Origin of the sequence: Kitasatospora sp. MBT63 (assembly GCF_000710465.2) — a bacterium.
GTDB lineage: Bacteria > Actinomycetota > Actinomycetes > Streptomycetales > Streptomycetaceae > Kitasatospora.
This window is the reverse complement of the sequence record NZ_JAIZ01000511.1, coordinates 13,727-30,928: the sequence shown is the minus strand read 5'-3', so window position 1 is coordinate 30,928 and position 17,202 is coordinate 13,727. Positions and strand designations below refer to the sequence as shown.

11 protein-coding genes are annotated in these 17,202 nt (G+C 72.6%); 10 read left to right on the top strand and 1 reads right to left on the bottom strand.

Annotated elements, in window-relative coordinates; all coding sequences use genetic code 11:
* Window positions 1-2,739 (top strand): LamG domain-containing protein (locus AA75_RS27235; protein ID WP_199520427.1); only part of this gene is annotated, 2,739 nt, incomplete at its 5' end.
* A gap of 112 nt (window positions 2,740-2,851) precedes the next feature.
* Here the strand turns inward: AA75_RS27235 and AA75_RS27230 are convergent.
* A complete protein-coding gene (locus AA75_RS27230; protein WP_033822913.1) occupies window positions 2,852-4,915 on the bottom strand; it encodes a B12-binding domain-containing radical SAM protein in 2,064 nt (687 codons plus the stop codon).
* A 412-nt stretch (window positions 4,916-5,327) separates the two neighbouring features.
* Here AA75_RS27230 and AA75_RS27225 point away from each other — a divergent pair, with 412 nt between their 5' ends.
* From AA75_RS27225 to AA75_RS27195, 9 genes are all read left to right on the top strand, one after another.
* A complete protein-coding gene (locus AA75_RS27225) occupies window positions 5,328-6,392 on the top strand; it encodes an LLM class flavin-dependent oxidoreductase (protein ID WP_033822912.1) in 1,065 nt (354 codons plus the stop codon).
* A 40-nt stretch (window positions 6,393-6,432) separates the two neighbouring features.
* Window positions 6,433-6,600, top strand: coding sequence for a thiomuracin/GE37468 family thiazolyl RiPP peptide (locus AA75_RS48010; RefSeq protein WP_149038406.1), 168 nt, complete (start codon window positions 6,433-6,435; stop codon window positions 6,598-6,600).
* Window positions 6,601-6,657: 57 nt separating this feature from the next.
* The gene (locus tag AA75_RS48005; RefSeq protein ID WP_149038406.1) at window positions 6,658-6,825 is read left to right on the top strand and encodes a thiomuracin/GE37468 family thiazolyl RiPP peptide; all 168 of its coding nucleotides are present in this window, start codon (window positions 6,658-6,660) and stop codon (window positions 6,823-6,825) included.
* Window positions 6,826-6,939: 114 nt separating this feature from the next.
* On the top strand, window positions 6,940-8,946 hold the full coding sequence (locus AA75_RS27220; RefSeq protein ID WP_033822911.1) for a hypothetical protein: 2,007 nt from the start codon (window positions 6,940-6,942) through the stop codon (window positions 8,944-8,946).
* Window positions 8,939-10,594, top strand: coding sequence for a TOMM precursor leader peptide-binding protein (locus AA75_RS27215; protein ID WP_082526862.1), 1,656 nt, complete (start codon window positions 8,939-8,941; stop codon window positions 10,592-10,594). The genes AA75_RS27220 and AA75_RS27215 overlap by 8 nt, the downstream gene beginning before the upstream one ends.
* Window positions 10,591-12,177 carry a SagB family peptide dehydrogenase gene (locus AA75_RS27210; protein WP_033822910.1) on the top strand — a complete coding sequence of 529 codons (1,587 nt, stop codon included), beginning with the start codon at window positions 10,591-10,593 and terminating at the stop codon, window positions 12,175-12,177. The genes AA75_RS27215 and AA75_RS27210 overlap by 4 nt, the downstream gene beginning before the upstream one ends.
* Window positions 12,177-14,792 carry a lantibiotic dehydratase gene (locus AA75_RS27205; RefSeq protein ID WP_033822909.1) on the top strand — a complete coding sequence of 872 codons (2,616 nt, stop codon included), beginning with the start codon at window positions 12,177-12,179 and terminating at the stop codon, window positions 14,790-14,792. The genes AA75_RS27210 and AA75_RS27205 overlap by 1 nt, the downstream gene beginning before the upstream one ends.
* A gap of 1 nt (window position 14,793) precedes the next feature.
* The gene (locus tag AA75_RS27200; protein WP_033822908.1) at window positions 14,794-15,771 is read left to right on the top strand and encodes a lantibiotic dehydratase C-terminal domain-containing protein; all 978 of its coding nucleotides are present in this window, start codon (window positions 14,794-14,796) and stop codon (window positions 15,769-15,771) included.
* A gap of 3 nt (window positions 15,772-15,774) precedes the next feature.
* Window positions 15,775-17,190 (top strand): nitroreductase family protein, encoded by a 1,416-nt coding sequence (locus tag AA75_RS27195; RefSeq protein WP_033822907.1) that lies wholly within the window; start codon window positions 15,775-15,777, stop codon window positions 17,188-17,190.
* The last annotated feature ends 12 nt before the right edge of the window (window positions 17,191-17,202 follow it).

Genomic DNA, 17,202 nt, shown 5'->3' with positions numbered 1-17,202 from the left:
GACCTGCAGGAGTACGTCTCCGCCGACTGGTCCTGCACCACCACCTACCCGGTCGACCTGTACCTGACCGGTGCCATCAACTCGGGCACCACCTGGGACCACCAGCCCGGCCAGATCGGCGGAAGCCTCGGCCAGAGTCCGGTCCCCGGCTCCGGCCACGGATCCTGCCACGACAACGTCGGCTTCAACTACAACATCACCGGCGCCATCCAGCAGTACGGCACCAACACCGACACCCTGACCTTCGGTGTGTACGGCGACGAGAGCAACGTCAACGCCTTCAAGCGCCTGACCCGCCAGCCCTCGCTGTGGATCGAGTACGACCGCGTCCCCAACACCCCCACGAACCCGCGAGTGCTGCCGGAGCCGGTGACCGTCGCGAACGGCCCCAACCAGGCATGCGGCGTCGACGACTCCAACACCTGGGCCTGGCTCGGCGCAGGCACCGACCAGAACGGCGCCACCACCCTCAACGCCACCGTCTCCAGCCCCGCCCAGGCCCAGCTCTGGTCCTGGTCCCACCTGTGGGACTACCAGCTGCCCGGCGCCCCCGACGTCGCCGGCGGATACTCACCCCTGGTCGCCAGCGGCGGCAACGCCCCCTTCTCCGTCCCGGCAGGTGTCATCAAGGACGGCCACTCCTACGGCTTCGGCATCATGGCCACCGACCAGATCGTCTCCTGGTCCGCCTCCACCCCCACCTGCCACTTCAAGGCCGACCTCACCCCGCCCACCGTCACCTTCCCCACCACCGTCGCCGACCCGGCCACCCAGTTCCCGCCCTCCGGCAACGGCCAGATCACCACCCTGACCACCGGCAAGAGCGGCAACATCCCCTTCACCGCCACCGACCCCAACCCCAGCGGCCTCAACACCTCCGGCCTCATCTGCCTGCGCTGGTCCTGGGACCCCCAGCTCACGAGCGCCGGATGGCAGTGCGGCTCCGCCATGCCCACCGGACAGATCCCCGTCACCCCGGGCCACTGGGGCACCAACATCCTCTACGTCCAGGCCGAGGACATGGCCGGCAACCGCTCGCCGGTCGCCCCGTACGCCTTCTACGTGCCCTGGAACCCGGACGGACCCGCGCCGGTCTTCGGAGACGTCACCGGCGACAGCGTCCCCGACGTTCTGACCACCGATGCCGCAGGCAACCTCCGCGCCTACGCCGTCCCCGGGAACCCGATCGCCGGCGCGCCCGCCACTCTCACCGCCGCAAGCCCCATGGACAGCCCCGACGCGGGCGAGAAGAACCCTGACGGCCAGAACAAGTACCCGAACGGCGACCGCTGGGACAACTACCAGACCACCCACCGCGGCAGCCTGCGCGGCGGCATGAACGTCGACGACCTCATCGTTCACAAGCCCGGAAGCAGCAAGCTCTTCTATTACAAGAACCCCGGAAACACAGGCGTACCCGGCGCGTTCGACGCCGCTAACCTGCTGACCAAGCCGGCATGCCCGGCTGCCAATCCCGGCTGCACCACCTACACCGCCGACTGGTCGACCACCCTGCAGATCGCCGCCGTGGGTGACCCCGCCACCACCAACCTCGACACAAGCAAGAAGTTCCTCAACAGGACCGGGCTGCTCACCGTGGAGACCGCCCCCGGCGGCGAGGGTGCGCTCTGGTTCTACCCCGTGATCGCCGACGGGACATTCGGCACCCCGGTCCAGGTCGCCGCGACCGGCTGGAACAACCAGGACCTCATCTCGCCCGGCGACTGGGCCCTCCAGGGCCACCCCGGCCTGTGGGCGCGCAATCGCAGCACCGGTGCGCTGACCGCGTACACCTTCACCACCTCCACCGTCACGATCCCGCCGAAGTTCCCCAAGCCCGCCGTCACCTACACCGCCCTCACCACCGTGGCCACCAGCACGACCATCGGCACCGGATACACCACCACCGCCTGGCCCCGCATCGGCTCCGACGGCGACCTCACCGGCAGCGGTGCACCCACCCTGTGGGGCATCACCCCCGCAGGCGACGTACAGATCTGGACCGGTACCAGGACCGGCACCCCGGCCGCCCCCGGCTACACCCTCGCGGCGACCCCCGAGACCGTCCTCAACACCACGTCGGTCGCCGACCGGTGGCCGATGACCAGCTCGGCCTACGTGGCAGGACAGATCAAGGACTCCGCCGGCTCCAACCCAGCCACCGCCGCCTCCGCCACCGGTCCGGCCACCGTCACCTGGACCACGGACCACAAGAACACCGCCGACGGCGCAGCCAACCTCACCACCACCTACTTCAAGACCGCCGCGCCCTCGCTCAACACCGCCGGCAGCTACACTGTCGCCGCCTGGGTCAAGGCCGACAACCTCAACGGCTACCAGACCTACGTCACCCAGAACGGCAACGAGCGCGGCGCCTACTACCTCCAGTACTCAGCGGCGTACGGAACCTGGGCCTTCGTATCCCCCGGCGACGACCACGCCAACACCGGCGTCTACAACCACGCCTCCGCCGCAACCGCACCCCAAACCGGCGTGTGGACCCACCTCGTCGGCACCTACGATGCCACCACCCATGCCATGACCTTGTACGTCAACGGCCAGTACTCCGGCAGCGGCACCAACACCACCCCCTGGAACGCCACCGGCACGACCACCATCGGCATCGCAGCCACCGCCAACTACCCCGTCGACTCCCAGGCCACCGGCGCCGTCAGCGACGTCCGCACCTACCCGTACGCACTCACCTCCCAGCAGGTCGGCGCCCTCTACACCAGCTGACCACACCTCAGTACGACCCGGGCCGGCAGCGGAGACTCTCCGCTGCCGGCCCTTCCGTTTCCCCAGCTGGCGGCTTGGGCACCGGTTTCGTTATCCGGTCTGAGCCCGCCGCTCAGCCGCGCCCCGGCGCCCCCGCCGGCAGGGCGTACTGCAGGTCGTGCAGGGGACGCCCCGTGCCGTGCCAGATGGAGAGGGCGTAGACGCTGATCGGGTAGTGGACCCAGCGCGGGGGTGCCCAGACCGTGCCGCGGACGGTGCTTCCCTGACCCGTCGCGTCGAGGCTGGAGGGGACGTCGCCGGCCTCGACGAGCAGGTCCCAGCCGCGGCGCGGGACGGCGAACTCCGCCTCCTTGAGCTCGCCGCGCAGGCTGGCGCGCAGGATCGTGGTCGCCGCGAGGTCGACCGTCAGCGCGCCGTCGACCAGCACCCGGTCGATCCGGTGCCCGTCGGCGGCCAGCCGCTCGCACAGCCAGTCCGTGGCCGCGCCGAGCAGCTTTGCGGAGGCCTGCTCGGTGGAGACGGCGCGGCACAGCAGCGCCTGGAAGTGCACCTCCTCGGGCACCACGACCTGGTCCCCGATCACGGTCCTCAGCAGCCCCATGTCCACGTCGGCGGGCTCCCGGTAGCCCACCTCGATGTTGCGGGCGACGGCGCGCAGGAACGGGTCGGCGCAGTCCTCGGTCAGGAACGTCCACAGCCGCGCGCACAGTTCGACCATCCGGACGCCGGTCGTCTCGTGCAGGACGCGCAGCGCGCAGCGCAGCAGGATCTTCTGGAACAGCGTCATGGCGACGCGGAACCGCATGCCGCGCACCCACTCCTCGGTGGTCATGCACTCGTGCCCGACCACCACGTCGGCGACCAGTTCCGGGTTGGTGATGTCGCCGGGCATCCAGCGGGTGGTCAGCTGGTGCTTGTCCTTGAAGGACTCCCGGGAGTACTCGGTGTTGTTGAGCAGCAGCAGCGGGTAGATCACCGGGGAGCCGCCCGCGGTCAGCACCTCCTCGATCCCGTCGAGGTAGGTGGCGTAGGTCTCGCCGGGCAGGCCCCAGATCAGGTCGGTGTAGGTGGGGACGTCGAGGGCGCGGAAGCGGGAGAGCAGCCGGCGGTAGTGGTCGGTGCGGATGTTCGCGCGGTTGGCGATCTTCAGGACGTTGGCGTCGAAGGACTGCGCGGAGAGCGTGATGGCGCCGGTCAGTTCGGCGGAGTGGAGCATGGAGGCGATCTCCACGATCCGGTCGTTGCCGTTCTTCGCCCAGTTGGTGCTGATGATCAGCCGCTTGTCGTAGCGCCGGCTGAGTTCGACGATGTGCTCGGCGATCTCCCGGTCGCGGGCGATGATGCCGAAGTTGGCGTCCGCGATGAACAGCGTCGCGTCGGTGGGCATCAGCCGGATCAGCCGGTCCAGTTCGGCGAAGATCCGGTCCAGTTCGAACTGGCGGACCTTGGAGTTGGTGGCGCCGCCCCAGTAGCAGAACGCGCACTTGTAGGGGCAGCCGCGGTTGGTCTCGTACACGATCATCGAGGAGCCGGTGATCTCCTCGTCCGAGTAGACCGGGGTGAGGATCGGCGAGACGATCTGCTCCAGGTCGGTGATCCGGTCCGCGTCCGCGTTGGTGACGACCGCTCCCTCGGACCAGTAGCTGATGCCGGGGATGGTGGCGAGGTCGCCGCCGTCGAGGAAGCAGTGCAGCAGGTCGCGGAAGCGCAACTCGCCCTCGCCGTGCACCAGGACGTCCACCCAGGGTGCCTCGGCGAACACCGGGTCCTGCTGGTAGCTGACGTCGTTGCCGCCGAGCACCACCCGGCAGGCGGGCCAGCGCTCCTTCACCCGGCGGGCCAGCTCCATGGACTGGGCGCGGTTCCAGAAGAAGACGGTCAGCGCGACGACGAACGGCTCGTCCCAGGACTCGAGCAGCTCCTTCATGGCCTGCTCGCCGCCGCTCTGCTCGCGCACGCTGATGTGGAAGTCGCAGCTCGCGTCGAGGACCGGGTCGGCGACCGAGGTCGCCTTCAGGTAGCCGAGGGTGACGCTGTAGCGGACGCCGTGCATCGCGGTGAACTCGACCAGGTGCACCGGCTTGCGCCCGGCCGGCCCGGCGGCCGGCGGAGTCGACTGCCCGAAGGGAGCGGTGTCGGGGACGGTGACGTGGACCGGGTCCATCGTGGAGGTCATGGCTACACATCCGTACCGAGTCGGTTGGGTGGACATTCCGCCGTGGCATCCCGCACCGGGGTCCGCCGGACGGATGGCGTCTTCGGCCGCCGTGGTGGCGCCGGCCCGCACATTCCCCACGCCGGAGCCCCCGCCCATGGGCCGGCAGCGGATACACACGGTCGCAGTGCCGACCGGCGTCGTCAATAACGCGCGCTTTGTATCGTAAGTATTCCCGGGGATACCGGCGCTGACCTGACGTCTTTTCGGCGGCGGTCCGCGGCTGCGAAGGATATTGACGCGCCTGGTGGCCCGATGTAGCGTCAGCCGCGAATCAGCCGGTCCTTCACCGGCCCCGGACGGGGGCCGTGAATAGCGCGGGCGTCGATTCGGAGAATTCCTGGGATATCCGGTTGTAAGGGGAGTGGTATCGGTGCGCTTCGGGCTTTCCTTTCTTCCTGACTGCACGCCGGAGACGAAACTCCCGCACACCTATTTCAGCGACGCGCTGGAGCTGTCGGTCCGGGCCGAGCTGGGCGGCCTGGACTCGATCAAGATGACCGAGCACTACCTCCACCACTACGGCGGCTACTGCCCGAGCCCGCTCGGCTTCCTGTCCGCGGTGGCCGCCCGCACCAGCACGGTCCGGCTGATCACCGGCTGCGTGCTGCCGGTCTTCCACCACCCGGTCCAGCTGGCCGCGGAGGCCGCGCAGCTGGACGCGATCAGCGGCGGCCGCCTGGACGTCGGCTTCGCCCGCGCCTATCTGCCCGACGAGTTCGACACGCTGGGCGTGGACATGGACGAGAGCGTCGACCGGTTCCGCGAGACCATCCGGGCGGTGCGGCGGATCTGGACCGAGGAGAAGGTCACCGAGTCCACCCCGTTCTTCGCCTACCGCGACGTCACCGGCCTGCCGCGGCCCACCCAGCAGCCGCGCCCGCCGATCTGGGGCGCCGCGGTGCGCACCCCGGAGAGCTTCTCCTGGCTGGGCGCCGAGGGCCACGGGCTGCTGATCACGCCGATGATCTCCCCGCACGAGTTCCGCGACCATCTGACCCTCTACCGCGACGCGTTCGCCGCCGCGCACGGCGGCTCGGGGCTGCGTCCGCGGGTCGCGGCCAGCCTGCCGCTGGTGGTCGCCGACACCGACGCGCACGCCGAGGAGATCGCCGAGACCTACCTGCGCCGCTACCTGGACGTGTGGGCGGAGGCTGTCAGCGCGTGGGACCGCCGGGAGTCCTCGGCCTACCGCGGCTATTCCGGATTCGGCTGGATGCTGCGCGGCCTCAAGCCCGAGAAGCTTTTCACCGAAGGCGGCGCGATCGTCGGATCACCGGCCACGGTCGTCGACCGGATCCGCGCCTTCAACGACCACATCGGCGGCGTCGACCAGATCCTCTGGCAGATCGATTTCGGAGCGATGCCGCTCGCCGAGGCTGGGCAGACCTTGCAGCTCTTCTGCGACAAGGTGCTGCCCGTAGTGAAATCACTGTGACAAATTCTGTCACCCGGAAAGGGAATGGAGGTGTAAAGACATGGAGGGTTTCGACGACCTGGTGCTGGATGACGGCGCCTTCGAGCTCGTGGACCTGGGTGAGGTTGTGCCCGCTTCGGTGACGGCCGGCTACGGCCTGACCGAGCTGTCCGCCTCGGGCGGCGCCAGCAGCTGCTGCTGCTGCTGCCCGTGCTGCTCCTGCACCTGATCGGTGCCGGTGCTCCGTCACATACCGGACCTTGAAAGGGATTGGGGGTGTGAAGACATGGAGGGTTTCGACGACCTGGTGCTGGATGACGGCGCCTTCGAGCTCGTGGACCTGGGTGAGGTTGTGCCCGCTTCGGTGACGGCCGGCTACGGCCTGACCGAGCTGTCCGCCTCGGGCGGCGCCAGCAGCTGCTGCTGCTGCTGCCCGTGCTGCTCCTGCACCTGATCCGGGTGCTGATCCTTGCGGCACCTGTGCTCTAGCCGGTGCGTGTTAGGGGACCGGGTGGCTCTCGGTCCTCCTCCTGGCCCGTCATCAGTCATGCGTGAAGAAGCGGTGGTCATGGAAGTCAATCTGGAGCGGATCCGGCCGCGGCTGCGCGGGGACGTCTACGTCATGCGGGTGCCCGAAGGAGCCTACATCCGCAGCAACCTCGGCGGGTCGATGCTCAAGGGCGCGTCGACCTACGAGTGGATCCAGCGGATCGCCCCGATGCTGGACGGCACCAGGACCCTCGGCGAACTGTGCGCCGCCGTGCCGGAGTCCAGCCGGGCCTCGCTGGCCAAGCTGACGATGCTGCTGCTCGGCAAGGGCTACGTCAAGAACGTCCTGGACGACCGCCCGCACACGCTGCCCGCCGAACTGGCCACCACCTACGCGGCGAACATCGCCTTCATCGAGTACTTCGTCGACTCGCCGGAACTGCGCTTCCAGTCCTACCGCGACAGCGCGCTCGTGCTGACCGGCGCCGGCCCGCTGCTGCAGGCCCTGGTCAACTCCGAGCTGCGCTCCGGTGTGCGGGCCTGCGCGCCGGCACCGTTCGGCGAGTCGCCGTTCGACCGCGAGCGGGTCGCCGAACACCTCGCCGCGGCACGGGAGCAGGACCCCGAGCAGCAGCTCGACTACCTGGACCTCGATGCGACCGCGAGCGGCCACCTCGACCGGCTCGCCGCCGGCGCCGCCATGGTGCTGCACGTCGCTGACCGTCCCATGATCGGGCGCGCGCTGGCCCTGCCGCACGCCGCGAAGGCCGCGGGCGCCGCGTTCGCCCAGGTGGTCGCGGTCGGTGACGAGGCCTGGATCGGCCCGGTGACCGGCGCGGACGGCGACGCCACCGCCTGGGAGTCCGCCTGGCGGCGGCTGCGCGCCCTGACGCCGGAGCTCGACGGCGCCGACCTGCGCGACCACCCCGACATCGCGCCGAGCGAGTTCCTGCGCGGCCCCACCGTCGCCCTGGTCGCCAACCAGCTCTGCTTCGCGGCGTTCCGCCACCTCACCGGCATCGGCCAGGGCGCCGGGGCCGGGACGGAGCAGCGCCCCGGCACCGCCGACCAGGTGGTGCGGTTCGACCTGGAGACGCTCGAGACGGCCACCCACGCCTTCCTGCCGCACCCGCTCGCGCGGCCCGCCCGCGCCGACGACCCGGCCCGCCTCACCGCGCTGGCCGCCGCCGCGCCGGTGGACGACGTGGAGCTCGGCCGGCGCGCCGTGGACTGCGTCGACCCGCGGACCGGCGTCTTCGCGGAGATCACCGAGCGCGACCACGAGCAACTGCCGCTGTTCGTCAGCGAGGTCCTGGTCTCCGACCCGGTCGGCCTGGCCGGCGGCCCGTTCCCGGTGTTCGGCTGCGGCGAGAACGTCGTCGAGTCACGCCAGCGCGCGGTGCGCCGCGCCTTCGAGCGCTACGCCGCCGTCATGCACGACGAACGCTCCGGCGAGCGCCTGCACGGCGTGGACGTACTGACCGGCGAGCCCGTCGCGGTCGACGCCGCGGCGGTCTTCCCCGCACCGGCCGCCGCCTCCGGCGACGACTGGCCGGCGGCGGTGCGTGCGGCGGTGGTCGCGGCGGCCAACGGGACCGTCGGCGCGGCGCTGTCCGCAGCGACCGGGCCGCTGCCCCGGCTGGACCTGGCGGCCGTGGAGCTGACCCCGCGGGCGGCGCGCTACCGGAAGCTGCTGGAGATCGTCGAGCAGCCGGTCGAGGTCCACGACCTGTCCGCGCTGATCGGACTGCCCACCTTCGCGTTCACCGGCCCGAAGGCGACCGTCGCCTACGTCAGCGACCTGGCACCCGCCCCCGCGCTGGAGCGCGGCCTGGAGCAGGTCCTGCTCGCCTACCAGGCCCAGGCCACCGACCAGCCCGCGTACGCGCCCGCGCCGGTGCCCGAGCTGCCCGCGACGCTGCGCGGCGGACCGACCGCGGCGCTCCCGGGGCCGGTGGCGCTGGAGGAGCTGGTGGCGCGGCTGACGCGCGAGGGCGGCCGGGTCGTCGCGGTGCCGCTCGACCACGACCCCGTCGTCGCCCGGCTGTGTCCGTTCGTGGCACAGGCCGTGGTCGTCCATGACTGACCTTCCCCCGGTGCGGTACGAGCCCCACCAGGTGGTCGTCGGACCGTGGCCGCCGGGCTGCCCGCGGTGCCTGCACACCCGGCGCACCGCGGCGGCCACCCCGGAGCGCGCCGCCGAACTGGCCGCCGAGGTGCCGAAGGACCGGGAACCGCCGAGCTTCCTCGCCGACACCGTCGCCGCACTGGCCTCGGCCGAACCGCGCACCGGGAGCTTCCGGACCGTCGACACCGCCAGGCTGGCGCTGGCCCGGCACACGTACCTCACCGACCCGCACTGTCCGGCCTGTTCGACCGTCGTCACCGACACCGCGGACGGTGCGCGGATCGTCCGCGAGCAGCGGCCCAAGCTGTCGCCGGAGTCCAGCCGGGTCCGCCTGCTGGACCACGCCGGACTCGACGAGCTCTACGTGGACCCGCAGAGCGGCCTGATCCCCTCGGTGGCCTCGTACACGCAGCACGCGTTCCCGTTCACCGAGGCGGTGCTCGCGGTGCCCGGTGTCTCCACCGAGGCCTCCGGCTACGGACGCACCCGCGACTTCGGCTCCGCGCGGGCCGTCGCGGTGGCGGAGTCGCTGGAACGGCTCGCCGCGTACCGGCCGAGCAAGCGCACCGCCGTCCGGGCCGGGTACGCGCAGGTGGCCGCCGACGCGATCGACCCGCGCACCCTCGGCCTGTACCCCGCCGACCGGTTCCGCACCCCGGGCTTCCACTACCGGGAGTTCACCGAGGACGCGGAGACGAACTGGGTGTGGGGCTGGTCCTTCGGCGAGGGCCGGCCGGTGCTGGTGCCGGAGAGCTTCGTCTACTACCGGCTGCCGCGGTCGGCCGGCGGCGAGCCGTCGTTCGCCTGCGAGATCTCCAGCGGCTGCGCGCTCGGGGGCTGCTACGAGGAGGCGGTGCTGCACGGCGTGCTCGAAGTCGCCGAGCGCGACGCGTTCCTGATGGCCTGGTACGGGCGCACCCCGCTGCCCGAGATCGACCTGGCCACCGTGCCCGACCGGCGGATCCCGCTGGTCGCCGAGCGCATCGAGCGGCAGGGCTACCGGGTGCACGTCTTCGACAGCACCCGTGAGCACGGCATCCCGTCGTTCTGGACCCTCGCCGAGGACGTCACCGGCACGCAGCGGCCCCGGGCCGTGTCGACCGGCGGCAGCGGACTGCGCGCGGCCGAGGCCGTCCTCGCCGCGCTGCACGAACTCAGCCAGACCGTCGAGTACGTGACCCTGCTGGCCCTCGACCCCGGCTGGCGCGAGCGGGCCCGGCACCTGGCCGGCCACCCGGACGAGGTCGAGTCGATGGCCGACCACCTGCTGTGCGCGGCCGACCCGGACAGTTTCGACCGCTACTCCTTCCTGCTCGACGCGCCGGAGACCTCGACCTGGCAGCAGGGCCTCGAACGCCGGCCCTGGCCGCGCCACACCGACATCGGCGCGGACCTCGACGAGGCCGTCCGCCGTTTCGCCGCGGCCGGCATGGACGTCGTCGCCGTCGACACCACCTCCACGGAACAGGCCTCGGGAGGCTTCACATGCGTCAAGGTGATAGCACCGGGCTCGGTGCCGATGACCTTCGGACACACCGCCCGGCGGGTGACCGGCCTGCCCCGGCTGGCCGAGGTGCGCAACCCGCATCCGCACCCCTTCCCGTGAGCGGGCCGCAGCAGGGCCACCGGGGGAGCGGCGTCGGCCGCGAGTTCTTCCGGGTCACCCTGGAGGACCTGGCCGAGGCGATGGAGACCCGGCAGTCCGAGTACGGGAACCCGGACGAGCCACTGAAGTTCAAGATCTACCGGGGCCGGCCGCGCCGCCCGCTGACCGTCCGCACGCCGCGCGAGCCGATCCCGGTCGACACCTTCGACGGGACGGCGCTGTCCACCCTGCTGCGCTACGGATACGGCATCTCCCGCCAGGAGTTCGACACCAACGGCACCTGGCCCTACCACCGGATGGTCGCCTCCGCGCGCTGCCTGTTCGGCGTCCAGCTGTACGTCTGCCTGCCCGACGGCGTGTACCACTACGACGCGCCGCACCACGCGCTGGTGCTGCTGCGCGAGGGTGACCACCGGGAACTGCTGCTCCGCACGACCGGGACCGCGACCGGGACCGGCACCGGGGACGCGCCGCCCGAGGCCGTGTTCGTGCTCTCCGGCCTGTTCGCCAAGACCGCGTACATCTACCGGGACTACGCCTACCGGCTGTGCACCCAGGAGGCCGGGCTGCTGACCGGCAACCTCGACCTGGTGGCACGGTCGATGGGCCTCACGGTGCACGTGCACCACCAGTTCCTGGACGAGCCGGTGCACCGGCTGCTCGGCCTCGACCCCGACGAGGAACCGGCCCTGCTGGTCCTGCCGCTGCACCTCGGCGCCGCCGGTGCCGGACGCGTCCGGGTCGGTGCGACGGCCGGGGAGCTGGCCGCGGGCCTCGACCCGATCGCACCGACCGTGCTGCCCGGCGGACTGAAGGTCGCCCAGGCCTGCCCGACGCTGACCGAGGTCAACCGCGCCTCCCTGCGCACCGACACCACGGCCTTCGCCATCGCCGAACCGGTGCCGCCCGCCCGGTCCGCGGCCCCGCCGCTGCCCCGGCCCCCGCACGCCGCCCCGGAACTGCCGCTGGCCGCCGTCCTGCGCTCCCGCGACTCCGGACCCGGCATCTTCCGGCCGGTCCCGGCCCGGATCGACGGGAACGAGCTGTGGGCGCGGCTCGCCGAGACCCGCAACGGCGTCGTCAGCGACGCCGTCCCCGCCGGAGCGCCGGTACCGCTGGAGATCTACCTGACGGTCGGTGACCTCACCGGGATCCCGGCGGGCGCCTACCGGCTCGACCACGCCACCGGCGCCCTCCACCCGGTCCGCACCGCGGCCGAAGCCCAGGGAACGGACGCCGTCGCCGCGATCGAACGGGTCACCATCCCCGGACCGGTCTTCCGGCACATGAGCGCCGTCGTGCACCTGGTCGGCGACCGCGACTGGGCCTTCGACACCTTCGGCGACCGCGGCTACCGGGTGATCAACCAGGAGGCCGGGCTGCTCGCGCACCGGATCTGCGTCGCCGCCGCCGCGCAGGGCCTGTCCGGACGGATCGTCAACGCCTACCACGCCGAGGGGGTCCGCAAGGCCCTCGGCCTCACCGAGCAGCGCCACACCCCGGTCTTCCAGATCCTGCTGGCCAGGACCGGCCCCGGCGGCCGCGTGATCGTACCCGTCGAGCCCGAGGCGGTGGACCACTGATGGACACCCTGGAACAGACCCCCGTCCCCCCGGCGCGGTACGCACCCGGCCCCGCCGCCGTGGTCCGCCTCGCCGGCAGCCCGGTCGACGTGCTGGACGGGCTGCGCTGCGCCCGCAGCTGGACCACCGCAGGTGAGCTGGTCCGGCTGCGGGCCGAGATCGCCGGCGCCACCGGCGACCTGTCGCAGCTGCTGCACGCGGCGGTCGGCGCCGCGGGCGGCGGCGAGACGAAGGCCGCACTGGTCGCGATCCGCCGAGCCGTGCACCGCGGCCGCCGCATCGACCCGGACCGGCTCGCCGAACTGCCCGCCGAGCTGGCCGCCCCCCTGCGCGCCTGGACGGCGCTGCTGGCCGAACGCGACCGCCTCCTCGCCGCCCTGCCGGACCAGCTCGAACAGGACTGGGCCGACAGCTACCGGGCGCTGCACGACGCGGCCCGCCTGCCCGCCTTCCAGCTCGGCCTGGTGCACGCCAACCCGGACGCGTTCCTGGCCCTGCACAAGTGGTTCGCCACCGGGCGGGCACCGCAGCGCCAGACCGTGCTGCGCCTCGCCCAGTACCTCGCCCGTTCCGCCGCCAAGACCAGCCCGTACTCCACCTTCACCAGCAGCGGCCTGGCCGCCTGGGGCAGCGCCACGGACACCGTCGACCTGTCCGAACGGCTGGCCCGGGGGCAGGCCGCCGCGGCGACCGGCACCGAGATCAGCATCGGGACGCTGCACCGCATCGCCCGCGCCGTCGGGGAACGCCCGGACGTCGTCGGCGGCTGCCGGCTGCGGATCAACCCGAGCGCCACCGTCGCCGGGGACGTCCTGGTCTTCCTCGGCCGCCGCCCGGTCGAGCACGTGCACAGCCTGGCGCTCACCCCGACCCTGCGCCGGGTGCTGGAACTGACCGCGGGCCGGATCACCCTCGACGAGCTGCGCGCGGCGCTGCAGGCCCAGGCGGCCGACGCCCGCCAGGTCGACGTGTTCCTGCGCCGGCTGGTCACCCTCGGCGTGCTGGAGCCGGTCCCGCCGCTCGCCGACCAGAGTGCGGACCCGCTCTCCGACCTGCGGGCCTGGCTGCACCGGCTCGGCCGGCCCGGCCTGGAACGGCTGGACTGGACCCTGCACGGGCTGCAGGAGGCGCTGTCGAGCTACCCGACCATCGGCTCGCCCGGCGACCGGGTCGCCGTCCGCGACGCCGTGATCCGCGGCCTGGACACCGCGCTGCGCGAGGCGGGCGACCACGCGTACCTGAACAACCCGAAACTGGCGAAGGAGTTCGCCCGCTACAGCTTCTACGAGAACGCCGTCCACCCGGGCACCGCCGCCGTGCTCGACCGCGGGCGCTGGCAGCCGCTGCTCGACGACCTGGACGCGGTGCGCACCCTGCTCGGCCTGATCGGACCGGACCTGCCCGCCAAGCTGACCCTCGGCGAGCTGCTCGAACGCCGCTACCCGGACGGGGCCGAGGTCCCGCTGATGGTGTTCTACCGCGACGCGCTGGCCGAGCAGCAGGCCGGCCCGGCCGCCGCCGGCCGGGACCGCGGGAGCGAGGCACTGGGCGAGCTGTACCGGCTGCGCTCCGCCGTCAAAAGGCTGCTGGGCGAGCGGGCGCCCGACCCGGACGGCGTGGTCCGCGTCGACCCCGAGGAGGTCCGCACGCTGGCCAAGGAGTGGCCGGCCTGGGTGCGCACCCCCACCTCGGTCGCCGTGTACTGCCAGCTCGCCGCCGCCGCGCACGGCGAGGAACTGGTGGTCAACACCGTCAGCTGCGGCTTCGGCCGCGGCCGCAACCGGGTCCGGCAGATCCTGGACGGGCTCGACCTGCGCGAGGACCAGCCGGCCGAGCCGGGGCCGGCCACCGGCCGCGACCAGGTGCTCTTCGCCGAGTTCGAGGCGGTCGCCAGGTCCGCCGTCAACGTCCGCAAGCCCGGGGTCGGACTGGTCGTCGACTACCCCGGCGTGCGCAGCCTGCGCGCCGACGAGGCCCTGCTGCCCGTCAACGACCTGTCCGTGCGGCGCGGCGCGGACGGCCTGCCCGAGCTGGTCTCGCGGCGCCTCGGCCGGCCGATCCGCCCGGTCCACCCCGGCCTCGGCGACCGGCTGCTGCCGCCCGCCGCACGGTTCATGGTCGAGGCGTTCGGCGAGTCCACCACCTGGTTCGGGCCGCACACCGAACTGCGGATGACCTCCGACCCGCGCGCCGACCACGGCGTACGGCACCTGCCCCGGCTGATGGTCGGCAAGGTGGTGCTGCGGCGCGCCATGTGGATGACCCGCGCGGACCGGCTGCCCCGGCGCACCGAGGCCACCAGCGACGCGGCCTGGCTGCTGCGGATGGCCGGCTGGCTCGCCGAACACGGCATCCCGGAGCGGTGCTTCGTCACCGTCCTGGACCCGGCCGCCCTGGCCCAGGGCGGCACCGGCCAGGGGCCCGGCAACGACATCAAGCCCAACTACGTGGATTTCGCGAGCATGCTGCTGCTGCTCGGGCTGGAACGCCGGCTCGCCGAGCCGCATGCGATCGTGCAGATCAGCGAGATGGTGCCGGACCCCGGCCGGATCCGCGGCGAGCGCGTCGCCGAGTACATCGTGGAACTCAACGAGCCCGGAGTCACCTATGTCTGACATGCCCGCACGCACCTGGGTCAGCGCCCACCTCTTCCACCACGGCGACCAGGACGCGCTGATCGTCGGCGCCCTGCGGCCCGCGGTCGAACGGCTGCGCCTGGCCGGGCAGGCCGACGGCTTCTTCTTCCTGCGCTACTGGGAGGGCGGCCCGCACGTCCGGCTGCGCGTGCTCACCCGGCCGGACCAGGTGACGCAGGTCCGCGCCGCGATCGAGGAGAGCGCCGCGGAGTTCTTCCGGACCGCGCCCTCGACGACCCCGATGACCGCCGAGGAGTACGCCGATTCCTCACCGGGCCTCGCCGCGCTGGAGCAGATGACCGACTACGACCGGGAGTTGCACCCGGACAACTCGGTGGCGTTCATCGACTACCGGCCCGAGACCGAGGTCTTCGGCACCGGCCGTTCGCTGGAGGCGGTCGAGCGGCAGCTGATGGCGGGCAGCGCCCTGGCGGTGGAGCTGATCGCCCGCGGCCGCAAGCCCGGCCAGCGGGCCATGGACGCCTTCGCCATGCTGGCCGCCAACCGCACCCTGTTCACCGGCATCCTGCCCGAACTCGCCTACCAGGCACGGTTCATGGTGGAGAGCGGCGGCGGCGCCGCGCAGCTGCTGGGCTCGCCCGCCTTCGAGCGGCACTTCGACGCCAACAAGGCCCAGCTGCGGGCCGGCCTGGAGGCGGTGTGGGCGTCGACGCGCGGCGTCGCACTGCCCGAGGGATCGGTCGTCAACGGCTGGCTGGCCAGCACCCGGGACCTCAACGACACCCTGGTCGAGCTGGAACTGCTGGGCCGGCTGGACGCCTACCCGACCTTCGAGGCCCCCGCCGACGTGCTGGACCACATCAACCACCTGGTGCCGCAGCTGATCGTGGAACGCTGCGCGCACCTGATGTGCAACCGGCTCGGCATCAGCCTGGCCCAGGAGTCCCACCTGCGGCTGCTGCTCACCCGCACCGCGTTCGACCTGTGTGCGGTGTGACCGATGAGTGACCAGGTCACCCGCTACCAGGAGGACGTGCACACCCCGACCGAGGTGGCCGACCCGAAGGCGTTCGCACCCCGGCTGGTCAAGAGCTACCCCGGGGCGCCGCGCCATCCGCTGCCCTGGCCGCCGGAGCGGTCCGGACACCGGCTCGGCCGGCTGCTCGCCGACCTCGGCGGCATCACCCGCTCGCAGTGGCTGACCCCGCTGGACCTGCTGCCGTTCACCGACAGCTTCGAGGCCATCCCGGACGCCGACCCGCTGCAGTGGCTGGTCACCCGCCGCCCGACGCCCTCCGGCGGCGCCCGCTACAGCGCCGAGTGGTACGTGCTCGCCGGACCCGACTCCCAGGTCCCCACCGGCGTCCACTACTACGACCCGGCCCGGCACGACCTGGTGCAGCTGCGCGCGGGCGACTACCGCGGCTGGGCGGCGTCCCGGCCCGCGGCCACCGTCCTGCTGCAGACCAACGTGTTCTGGCGGCTGGCCGCCAAGTACGGCGAGATGTACTACCGCCTCGCCTGCCTGGAGTCCGGCATCCAGGTCGCGCAGGCCCTGGCGGTCGCCGACGGGCAGCAGGCCACCGCCCGGCTCTGCTTCCCCGACGCCGACCTCACCGAACTGCTCGGCCTGGACCCCCGGGAGGAAGGGGTGCACGCCGTCGTCGAACTGCTGCCGCCCACGCCGCCCGCGGACCGCGGCCCCTCGCTGGCCGCGTTCCCGCGCGCGTCCGGCGCCCACGCCGCGGTGCTCGCGCAGAGCCGCCCCGGCCCCGAACCGCTGCCCGCCGCCCCCGCGGCGGAGGGCGAGCGGATCGGCCTGCCGCTGGCCGCCCCGGACCTGCGGGCCGGCACCCGGACCCGGCACGCCGCCATCCGCGGCTTCAACGGCGACCCCATGACGGCCGCCACCCTCGCCGCGATCCTCACCGCCTACGGGCAGCAGCCCGCCTGGGACCTGCCGGCCAACCTGGTCGAGCACTACTGCGTCATCGCCGACGTGACCGGCATCCCCTCCGGCGCCTACCGCTACCACCCCGACGCGCACCAACTGGAACCGGTCGGCGAGGGCGACCCCCGCCAGCGGCTGCGCGAAGCCGCCCTGGCCGCACTCACCCAGCAGGGCGCACGCACCGCCAACCTGTGGCTGCTGCCGGTCGGCGACGCCGAGGCCGCCGAACAGCGCTACGGCGCCCGCTGGTACCGCGTCCAGCAGGCCGCCGCCGGAGCCGCCCTGCACCGCGCCTGCCTGGCCGCCGCCTCCGTCGACGTGGCCGGCCGGGTCCACAACGACGTGCTCACCCACCTGCTGGACGGCTGGTTCGGCCTCCAGGGCCGCCGGCGGAGCCTGCTGATGGCGCAGTTCGGCACCGGGCACCCGGCCGGGCAGCGCCCCGAGTTCCGGCTGACGTGGTGAGGGGGACACCGA

Bases quoted from the DNA above. Each gene is read 5' to 3' on its own strand.
- AA75_RS27230 (WP_033822913.1), bottom strand. From the start codon at position 4,915: ATGACCTCCACGATGGACCCGGTCCACGTCACCGTCCCCGACACCGCT.
- AA75_RS48010 (WP_149038406.1), top strand. From the start codon at position 6,433: ATGGAGGGTTTCGACGACCTGGTGCTGGATGACGGCGCCTTCGAGCTC.
- AA75_RS48005 (WP_149038406.1), top strand. From the start codon at position 6,658: ATGGAGGGTTTCGACGACCTGGTGCTGGATGACGGCGCCTTCGAGCTC.
- AA75_RS27220 (WP_033822911.1), top strand. From the start codon at position 6,940: ATGGAAGTCAATCTGGAGCGGATCCGGCCGCGGCTGCGCGGGGACGTC.
- AA75_RS27215 (WP_082526862.1), top strand. From the start codon at position 8,939: ATGACTGACCTTCCCCCGGTGCGGTACGAGCCCCACCAGGTGGTCGTC.
- AA75_RS27205 (WP_033822909.1), top strand. From the start codon at position 12,177: ATGGACACCCTGGAACAGACCCCCGTCCCCCCGGCGCGGTACGCACCC.
- AA75_RS27200 (WP_033822908.1), top strand. From the start codon at position 14,794: ATGCCCGCACGCACCTGGGTCAGCGCCCACCTCTTCCACCACGGCGAC.
- AA75_RS27195 (WP_033822907.1), top strand. From the start codon at position 15,775: ATGAGTGACCAGGTCACCCGCTACCAGGAGGACGTGCACACCCCGACC.